The organism is Brevibacterium sp. ZH18 (genome assembly GCF_022748595.1).
Lineage (GTDB): Bacteria > Actinomycetota > Actinomycetes > Actinomycetales > Brevibacteriaceae > Brevibacterium.
Window position 1 is genome coordinate 1 of sequence record NZ_JALDSX010000093.1, and the last position, 2,038, is coordinate 2,038.

2 protein-coding genes are annotated in these 2,038 nt (G+C 57.5%); one reads left to right on the forward strand and one right to left on the reverse strand.

Annotated elements, in window-relative coordinates; translation table 11 throughout:
* Nucleotides 1-83: 83 nt before the first annotated feature.
* Nucleotides 84-311 (reverse strand): hypothetical protein, encoded by a 228-nt coding sequence (locus MPN20_RS17035; RefSeq protein WP_242784047.1) that lies wholly within the window; start codon nucleotides 309-311, stop codon nucleotides 84-86.
* Nucleotides 312-731: 420 nt separating this feature from the next.
* Here MPN20_RS17035 and MPN20_RS17040 point away from each other — a divergent pair, with 420 nt between their 5' ends.
* Nucleotides 732-1,883: an IS1249 family transposase gene (locus MPN20_RS17040; RefSeq protein ID WP_242784049.1), complete on the forward strand. Its 1,152-nt coding sequence runs from the start codon at nucleotides 732-734 to the stop codon at nucleotides 1,881-1,883.
* Nucleotides 1,884-2,038 lie beyond the last annotated feature (155 nt).

The following is a 2,038-nucleotide window of genomic DNA, read 5'->3' on the forward strand; positions in this document are numbered from 1 at the left end:
CGTTGGGATTCCGTAACCGGAGCAACTACCTCATCCGATCACTGCTCCACGCTGGCGGAATGAGTAGGCTCCTACAGCCCTATTTATGAAGAGCCGAAAATCCACTTCTGCTGCGCAACGAAGAAGGCGCGCGCTGAACATGATGCATATGATTTGAAGTTAGTCTGATAAGCATGCCAGACTTTAGCTACCTGCGGTTCAACTATTGATGCACTCTCGACACTGGGTGTTGCCGTCGCCATGCCGCCGCCGGTAAATATCAAAGCAGATGTTATGACAGCAATCGAAAGTCGCCTTGTTGTTGCAATCATTGCGTCTCCTCAATTGGCTTCTCGGTCTTGAGACTATCTACTGAAGTGCTCTATGTCACACAAAAACTCATCTTTACATTGGCGCGCAGGGGTGAGGGTGGGCGGAACCGCGCGGCACGGTAGCCGAATGGGGCGTGGGTACGAAATCGGTTGAGGTTCTTACACTGATCGTCCGGAATTGACGGACCAGGCGGATCAGTGCGCGCGGTCCTGCTTTCAGACGGAGCAGCGGCGGAATTTGGAGTTTACGATGAGCCGCTGCTCGTGCATTTTCAAAGCCACTCCGGTGAAGTTTGCCGAGTCGCGAATACAGCCCGGGCCGTCCTCGGGTTATAGGCCAGATTGTGTGTACAGGATAGGCCTCTTGCCCAGTAGGCAGTAGGCCAAGACAGGGTTGAACATGGTCTGGAAGCATGTTCAGTGTCAGTTCCCCGGAATCATCCCCGATGTGGTGTATGCGCAAACAAGCTCGTCAAGAACGGTCAGACCAGCGCTGGACGGACCCGGTGGCGGTGCAAACACTGCGGGGCCTCAACATCCCAATCTCTGACCGATATCAGCAGGAAAGCCGAGTTCACCAGCTTCATATCCTGGCTGACGAGCACCCGCGCCAGGGGCGAGTTCGCCACGAGCACCCGGACCTTCACACGAGGGACACAATGGTGCTGGAACGTCATTCCCACCGGCGAGGTCCATGACCAGATCATGCTCGATGGCACCTATTTCAATGGCTGGTGCGTCCTCATCGCCCACACCGGCAAACACGTCATCGACTGGCAATGGTGCGACCAGGAAAAGAACGCGTCCTGGACCGCGCTCATTCAACGCATTCCCGCCCCCGTGGCCGCGATCGTCGATGGTAACGGGCCGTTGACAGCAACGATCAAACGATTGTGGCCAGGCACCCGCATCCAGCGGTGTCACTTCCATATCCGGCAAGCCGCGAATAAGCACCTCACCAGACGACCGAACCTGCCGGCGAACAAGGAACTCCTGACGATCTACAAGATGCTCACCGATGTCAGCACCCTCGGGCAGGCAGCGGCCTGGACGGGCGAGTTCGCGGGGTGGGAAGCCAAATGGGAGGCCTTCCTCAAACACCGCACCAGGGCTCAATCAGGTGCCCCTAGACCCTCGTATGTCCGACCGGGGCAGGACTGGTGGTACACGCATCTGCGGACCCGCCGGGCGTGGAAACTCCTTGTCGGTCTGATTCGTGACGATCAGCTCTTTACCTGGCTGGAACTGGGCGAGGACAAGATCGTGATCGCGAAGACAACGAACGCGTTAGAGGGCGGGCCAAACAAGGCCATCAAGGACTTTCTGCGCCATCACAGGGGACTGCCGGTCGACCATGCCCGCAGGGGAGTTGACTGGTTGCTGTACCGGCAGACAGAAGCTGCCAGGGATCCGTCGGAGCTCGTGACACCGGCAGCGTGGGCGAAGAAGCCTCAACACAGACTCGCGCGTCCTGATTCGGGACGGGGTGAGACGACTTCGTTGTACGGGACCTCGTTCAGTATCGAGGATGGCAACGGGATCCAGAAAGGGTGGGGTGGACGATCACGGTGAATCAGTGACACCAGGCTAGTCAGACACGCCCTACCCATACACACATTTTGGCCTATAACCCAAAAAAGAGGAGGAGCGCCCGCTGAACCAAATCAGCGAGCACTCCTCCTCCAAAAAATATTGCGGCAGTCACCTACTCTCCCACAACCACCAAG